This is a genomic window from Burkholderia sp. Cy-637, from assembly GCF_011753175.1.
Taxonomy (GTDB): Bacteria; Pseudomonadota; Gammaproteobacteria; order Burkholderiales; family Burkholderiaceae; genus Burkholderia; species Burkholderia gladioli.
Window position 1 is genome coordinate 26,317 of the sequence record NZ_VWWC01000074.1, and the last position, 7,367, is coordinate 33,683.

The 7,367-nt window shown below is 71.4% G+C and carries 6 protein-coding genes; 2 read left to right on the forward strand and 4 right to left on the reverse strand.

Annotated elements, in window-relative coordinates; all coding sequences use genetic code 11:
• Positions 1–34 precede the first annotated feature (34 nt).
• From F3J10_RS19650 to F3J10_RS19665, 4 genes are all read right to left on the reverse strand, one after another.
• Entirely contained in the window at positions 35–454 is a 420-nt protein-coding gene (locus F3J10_RS19650; RefSeq protein ID WP_025101630.1) for an H-NS histone family protein, read from the reverse strand.
• A 179-nt stretch (positions 455–633) separates the two neighbouring features.
• Positions 634–1,260 (reverse strand): LysE family translocator, encoded by a 627-nt coding sequence (locus F3J10_RS19655; protein WP_025101629.1) that lies wholly within the window; start codon positions 1,258–1,260, stop codon positions 634–636.
• 151 nt (positions 1,261–1,411) lie between these two features.
• The gene (locus F3J10_RS19660; RefSeq protein WP_166912930.1) at positions 1,412–2,764 is read right to left on the reverse strand and encodes an APC family permease; all 1,353 of its coding nucleotides are present in this window, start codon (positions 2,762–2,764) and stop codon (positions 1,412–1,414) included.
• Between the two features lie 320 nt (positions 2,765–3,084).
• Positions 3,085–3,921, reverse strand: a complete 837-nt coding sequence (locus tag F3J10_RS19665; protein WP_025101627.1) for a carbon-nitrogen hydrolase family protein — start codon at positions 3,919–3,921, stop codon at positions 3,085–3,087.
• 138 nt (positions 3,922–4,059) lie between these two features.
• Between F3J10_RS19665 and F3J10_RS19670 the strand changes: the two genes are divergently transcribed.
• A complete protein-coding gene (locus F3J10_RS19670; protein ID WP_166912929.1) occupies positions 4,060–4,890 on the forward strand; it encodes a helix-turn-helix transcriptional regulator in 831 nt (276 codons plus the stop codon).
• A gap of 337 nt (positions 4,891–5,227) precedes the next feature.
• A partial coding sequence (locus F3J10_RS19675; protein WP_167242811.1) for a DEAD/DEAH box helicase occupies positions 5,228–7,367 on the forward strand: 2,140 nt, incomplete at its 3' end.

Below are 7,367 nucleotides of genomic sequence, written 5' to 3' on the forward strand. Positions count from 1 at the left end.
GAAGCGAAGGCCGGGCCGGCCCGCGCCCCCTGCTTCAGCGTTGGCGCGTTGCGCGCTTGGCCGAGGCCGGCGCGGCAGCGCGGCGCTTGGCGGCCGGCTTTGCCGCGTCAGGCTCGGCCCGAGCCGGCGCCACCACCGCCTCGGCTTCGTCGTCGGGTTCGCCGCCGCTTCGATCGAGCGCGAAGGCCGCGCGATCCCGTCCCTTGATCCAGGCCGGCTCGCGGCCGATGCCGCTCCAGGTGCGGCCCGAGACGGGATCCCAGTACTTCGGGGCGCGCTGCCGGCGCGGCGGCGCGATCGCATCGCCGAAGATATCGCGCGGCGTCAGGCCGAACAGGCGCACGCATTCGCGGATATCGGCCAGCACGCCGGCGGCCGCGGTTCTTTTCTCGTCGTCGAGTTGCTGCTGGATGGTGGCGATCCGCTGCTTGAACTGCTCGAATTTCTCGATCACGGGCTGGGCTCCTTCGACAGGCATCGAGGCGCCGGCCGCATTGCCGGCCGGCACCGCCAAAACCGACGAATGGTAGACATATCGCTCCACGAGCGATATCGGACGGGACTGATATTGCATAGGACCGTCCCCACGCATCCGACCCTGCCCTGATGGCTCCCGCGAGGCGCCGGCCGCGCTCAGCGGCTCTGCGCGGCGACCTTGAGCCCGAGCCCGATCAGCATGCCGCCGATCAGCTTGCCCTGCAGGCGGCGCAGCAGCGGCAGCCTGCCGAGCACATGGCGCAGCGGCCGCAGCGCGAGCACCAGCAACGAGGTATAGAGCGCGCCGAACACCGCGAACAGCAGGCCCAGCTCGATGAACTGCGCGAAGGCATGGCCGCGCTCGGGATGGACGAACTGCGGCAGGAAGGCGATGAAGAACAGCGCCGTCTTGGGATTGAGCAGCTCGGTGAGGATCGCCTGCAGGCAGGCCCGCCCCGGCGTGACGCCGGCCAGCTCGGGCAGCCGCGTGTCGGCCGCGGGCGCGCGCCAGGCGCGCCAGCCCAGGTAGAACAGGTAGGCCGCGCCCACGTACTTGACCGCGTTGAAGGCCAGCGCGGAGGTCATCAGCAGCGCCGAGAGGCCCGCCGCCGCCGCGAGGGTGTGGACGAAATCGCCGATCGCCACGCCGATGCTGGTCATCACGCCGGCGCGCCGGCCGCCCTGGGCGGTGCGCGAAAGCACCAGCAGCACGGCCGGCCCCGGCACCAGGAACAGGCCGAACATGATCACGATGAAGGTACCGAGCGTCGACAGGTCAAGCACTTGCGCCTCCGGGGCGGAATTCGGCCGCCCCGGGGCGGGACGGCGGCGCGGCGGGCGCGCGGCCTCGATTGTAAGGCCGCGCCGGTTGCCGCGCGGCACGGCGGCAACCGGCGCGGCCCGGCGCCTCGGCACGAACCGCCGGGCCGCCGGTTCACACCGCCATTTCCGGCGGCGCCTGGCGGAAGCCCCGCGTGAGCCAGCCGAGGTAGACCAGGCCCAGCACGAACCAGATCCCGCCCAGCACCAGGGCCGATTTCTCCAGGCTGACCAGCAGCCAGATATCGGCGATCGCGCCGAGCGCCGGGAACAGCAGCCCGCCGACCCAGCCGAAGCGGCGCTGCTGCGGCGACATCAGGAAGAACTGGCGCATCACGCACAGGTTCACCGAGGTGAAGGCCAGGAAGGCGCCGAAGTTGATGAAGGAGGTGGAGGTGGCCACGTCCAGCTTCAGCGCGATCAGGCCGATGATGCCGGCGAAGGCGATATTGAGCGCCGGGGTCTGGAAGCGCGGATGGATGTAGCCGAAGATGCGGCGCGGCAGCACCTCGTCGCGGCCCATCGCGTAGAGCAGGCGGCCGACGCTGGCCTGCGCCGAGATGCCGGAGGCGAACTGCGCGAGGATCAGGCCCGCCAGGAACACCGACACGAAGATGTCGCCGCCGACCTTCCTGGCGATCTCGAAGGCGGCCGAATCCGGGTCCTTGAAGACCGCGCCCGGGTGCGCGAGCTGCAGCGTGTAGGCGGCGATCACGAAGATCGCGCCGCCGATCAGCGCGATCAGCACGATGGCGCGCGGGATGGTCTTCTCGGGATCGACGGTCTCCTCGGTCAGCGTCGAGACCGCGTCGAAGCCGAGGTAGGAATAGGCCGCGATCGCCGCGCCTGCCATGGTGGCCGACAGCGGCACATGGGCATTGAAGAAGGGCTGGGCGGCCATCAGCCCGCCGGGGCCGGCCGCCGCGATCGCGTAGTGGCAGCACAGCGTCACGAACAGCGCGACGATCACCAGCTGCACGATCATCAGCACGATGTTGAAGCGGTTCGCCAGCTCGATGCCGAGGATGTTCAGGACGCTGGTCAGCACGATGAAGGCGACGATCCAGACCCAGGCCGGCACCGACGGGAAGGCCGCCACCAGGTAGGCCGCGCCGATCAGCCAGATCACCATCGGCAGGAAGAAGTAGTCGAGCAGCGTGGCCCAGCCGATCATGAAGCCGAGATGCGCGTTGAAGGTCTTGCGCGTGTAGGTATAGGCCGAGCCCGCCACCGGGAACAGGCGCGCCAGCTTGCCGTAGCTGAGCGCGGTGAACACGATCGCGATCAGCGCCAGCAGGTAGGCCAGCGCGGCGGTGTCCTGGCTCGCGCCGGCCAGCACGCCGTAGGTGCCGTAGACGATCAGCGGCGCCATGTAGGCCAGGCCGAACAGCAGCACCGACGGCAGGCCGAGCGTGCGCTTCAGGCGCGGCGCGTGCCCGGCGGCGGAGGTCGGGGAGGATGAGGTCATGGTCGGGTCTCCGATGGACGCGCTCGTCGCGTCCGGATGCGATACACCAGGTTGCACGGCGCCGCACCGCACGATGGCACGGCGGCGGCAGGATGCTGCGGTTCAGCGAAAACGAAGGCGAAAGCGAAAACGACAGGTGCCGCGGCCCCGGCGCGATGGGTTCGCGCCGGCCGGCCGCGCGGGCGCGGGCCGGGTGCCCCGGCCCGCGGATGGCGGGACGAGGCGTGCTGCGCCAGGGTGATGCGGGGCGGCCCGGTTCATGCGGCAGCGGGCCGGCGCGAACCGGAACACCGGCGTGAACCGGCGCGGTTCAGCGCAACTCAGCGCGCGCGGATCACGCGGCCGCGTCCCGCGTGCGGCTCGGCATCGCCGGCCGGATCCTCGCGCAACTCGAGCCGCACGCGCGCGTCGTGCAGGTAGCTGTAATGCTCGCGGCTGGCGGCCAGGAGCGCCGGATCGAGCCTGGTGCACAGCACCGCGTCCTCGCCGTGCAGCTCGCTGAGCACGTCGCCCGACGGGGAGATCAGCGCCGATTCGCCGGGGAAGCTCAGCGCGTCGTCGCCGCTGCCGATGCGGTTCACCAGCGCGGCGAACATCTGGTTCTCCATCGCGCGCGCCACGATCGCGCGGCGGTGCACCGGGCCGAACGGGTCCATGTTGCCGTTGGTGACGATCAGCAGGTCGGCGCCGAGCGAGGCCACCGCGCGCGCCGTCTCCGGGAACTCGATGTCGTAGCAGATCAGCAGGCCCACCGTCAGCCCCTTGAATTCGCAGACGGCATAACGGTCGCCCGGCTCGAACACGCCGACGTCCGAGGCCCACAGATGGGTCTTGCGGTAGCGCAGCGCGATCTCGCCCTGCGCGTCCACCAGCACCGTGGTGTTGAAGAAGCGCTCGCCGTCGCGCTCGGCGAAACCGACCGCCACGCCCACGCCGGCCGCGCGCGCGGCCTCGCGCACCGCGGCGATCGAGGCGCCCGCGAGCGGCTCGGCCAGCTCGCGCACGTTCTCGCGCGTGGGGAAACCGGTCAGGGTGGTTTCGGGGAATACGATCAGGTCGGTGCCGTCGCGCCGGGCGCCGATCACCTCGGTGACACGGGCCAGATTCGGGGCGACGTGACCGTCGACGACCGGGATCTGGGCGAGTTCAATTTGCATCTGCTTGCCTCCAGTATTGCGGGCCGATAGACTCGCGCTCGCATTGCGCCACCGCTCGACGCGGCGGCGTGGCGCTATTATCGGGACGTTATTTTTGTCCAGGAATTCCCCACCTGGGGTACCACGATCGGAGGACACATGGAACTCGACTGGCGGGATCTCGCGTTCCATCACCACGTCGCCACGCTGATCGACGCGCTCGACAGCCCCGACTTCTGGACCCGCCTGGCCCGCGTGCTGCAGCGCTTCGTGCCCTTCGACAACTGGGTCGGCATGCTGTTCGCGCGCGAGCGCGCGCCGCTGGTGTGCGCCGAATCGCCGATGCCCGACGGCACCGTCGACCAGATGTTCCAGGACTACCTGGGCGCGCTCTACCAGCTCGATCCCTTCTATATCGCGGCCTGCGAGCGGCCCGCCTCGGGCCTGGTCACGCTCGAGTCGGTGGCACCGGACAACTTCCGGATGACCGATTATTACCAGCGCTACTTCAAGCGCAACATCATCGGCGACGAGGTGCAGTTCAACCACGCGATCGACGAGCGCCACACGCTGATCTTCTCGCTGGGCGCCACGCGCCATTACGGCGAGCGCGACCTGGCGCTGTTCGCGGTGGTGGCGCCCTGGGTGATCGCGCTGATGCGCCAGCGCCTGCCTTACGAAAGCTTTACCGGCGCGGGCCAGCACGCGGGGCCGGCGGAGGCGGCCGGACTTGCCCCGGCCGCGCCCGACGAAGCGGGTTATGCCGAGCACTTCGAGCGCGTAGTCCAGCAGCGCGGCCATGCTCCGCTGACGGCGCGCGAGGTCGAGGTGGTGCGGCTCAGCCTGAGCGGCTTCTCCACCCGCGCGATCGCCGAGCGCCTGACCATCTCGTTCGAGACCGTGCGCGCCCACAAGAAGCATATCTACGCGAAGCTCGGCGTCAGTTCGCAGTCGGAATTGTTCGCGTTGTTCTACGAGCCGGGGCGGTAGGGCGGCTCGCTGCGGCTAGGGGACGGAGCGACGCGCCGGCCAGCAAACCCCTTGGGGAGACATACAGGCAGGACCGGTCGCATTTTCTCCGCGCTGCGCAGAGAATTGCCGGCAGGCTTGCGAACCCACGCTGGGCCCCCATCTTCACCCCCATGACCACCCTGCCCGCCCTCGCCGGCGCCTGCCATCGCCTCGCTCTCCCCCGCTCCGATCCGGCCCCCGGCAACCGGGCCGCGGCTCTGGCAAACTTGACGTTTTCGCTTCGCCGCCCCGCGGCGCGCCGAGCCGGCAAAGCGCCGGCGCCGCGCCCGCCGCGATCCGGCCCGGGATCCGCCTGATGGATAGCGCCACCCGCTCGCCCGCGGCCTCGCCGGCCGCCCCGCTCGATGCCTTCCACCCGGCCGTGGCCGGCTGGTTCGCGCGCAGCTTCGCCGCGCCGACCGAGGCGCAGGCACGCGCCTGGCCGCTCATCAAGGCCGGCCGCTCGACCCTGGTGGCCGCGCCGACCGGCTCCGGCAAGACCCTCACCGCCTTCCTCTGCGCGATCGACGAACTGGTGCGCGAGGCGCTCGCCAACGACGGCAGCCTGCCCGACCAGACCCTGGTGGTCTATGTCTCGCCGCTCAAGGCGCTGTCCAACGACATCCGCGTCAATCTCGAGGCGCCGCTGGCCGGCATCGCGCACGAACTCGCCCGGCTCGGCCTGCCGGTGCCCGAGATCCGCACCGCCGTGCGCACCGGCGACACCACCCAGGCCGAGCGCAGCGCGCTGCGCAAACGCGCCGCGCACATCCTGGTGACCACGCCCGAATCGCTGTATGTGCTGCTGTCCTCGGAATCGGGGCGGCGCATGCTGTCGACGGTGCGTACCACCATCGTCGACGAGATCCACGCGCTGGCCGGCAACAAGCGCGGCAGCCATCTCGCCTTGTCGCTGGAGCGGCTCGACGCGCTGGCGGGCCGGCCGCTGCCGCGCATCGGGCTGTCGGCCACGCAGAAGCCGATCGAGCTGGTGGCGCGGTTCCTGGTGGGCGTCGAGGCCGGCGCCGCGAACGGCTCGGCCGGCGGCGAGCCGGCCGACGCGGCCGACGCGGCGCGAACGCAGGAAGCGCCCGAAGCGCGGAACACGCCCGCCATTCCCCAAGCGCCGAAAGCCTCGGAACCACCCGAAGCCCCCCAGGCGCCCGCCACGAAGCGGCGCAGGACCAAGGCAGCAGCCTCGGCACCCGCCGACACGGCGACGACATCGCCCGCATCGCCCGCGCCATCGCTCCCGAAAGCCCTCGACACGCGCGCCTGCGCGATCGTCGATGTGGGCCACGTCCGCGAGCGCGACCTCGCGCTCGAACTGCCGCCGATCCCGCTCGAACCGGTGATGGCCAACGACGTCTGGGAGCGCATCTACGACCGCATCGCCGAACTGGCGGCCGCGCATCGCACCACCCTGGTGTTCGTCAACACGCGGCGCATGGCCGAGCGGCTCGCGCGCCATCTGGGCGACCGGCTCGGCCAGCAGGCGATCGCCGCGCATCACGGCAGCCTCGCCAAGGAAGCGCGCTTCGACGCCGAGCAGCGCCTCAAGCGCGGCGAGCTGAAGCTGCTGGTGGCCACCGCCTCGCTCGAACTCGGCATCGATATCGGCGAGGTCGAGCTGGTCTGCCAGATCGGCTCGCCGCGCGGCATCGCGCCCTTCCTGCAACGCGTCGGCCGCTCGGGCCACCAGGTCGGCGGCACGCCCAAGGGGCGCCTGTTCCCGCTGTCGCGCGACGAGCTGGTGGAATGCGCGGCCCTGCTCGACTGCGTGGCGCGCGGCGAACTCGACCGGCTGCACGTGCCGCGCGCGCCGCTCGACGTGCTGGCCCAGCAGATCGTCGCCGAGGTGGTCTGCGCCGAATGGGACGAGACCGAGTTGTGGCGCCGCTTCACGCAGGCGGCGCCCTACGCGGCGCTGTCGCGCGAGCGTTTCGACGAAGTGATGGCGATGCTCGCCGAGGGTTTCTCGAGCCGGCGCGGCCCGCGTCGCGCCTACCTGCATCGCGACCTGAGCACGGGCACGGTGCGCGCCCGGCGCGGCGCGCGGCTGACCGCCGTGACCTCGGGCGGCACGATCCCCGATACGGCCGACTACTCGGTGCTGCTCGAGCCGCAAGGCACCCAGATCGGCACCGTCAACGAGGATTTCGCGATCGAGAGCCTGGCCGGCGACGTGTTCCAGCTCGGCAACCAGTCCTACCGGATCCTGCGCGTCGAGACCGGCCGCGTGCGCGTCGAGGACGCGCGCGGGCAGGCGCCCAACATCCCGTTCTGGCTCGGCGAGGCGCCGGGGCGCAGCGACGAGTTGTCGGCCGGCGTGGCGCGGCTGCGCGGCACCGTCGACGCGCTGCTCGAACAGGGCGAGCTGGCGGCCGCCGCGCCGGCCGCCTCGCGGGCGATCCACGCGGCGCGCTCGACGGCCGCGCTCGCGCAGGACGCCGCCA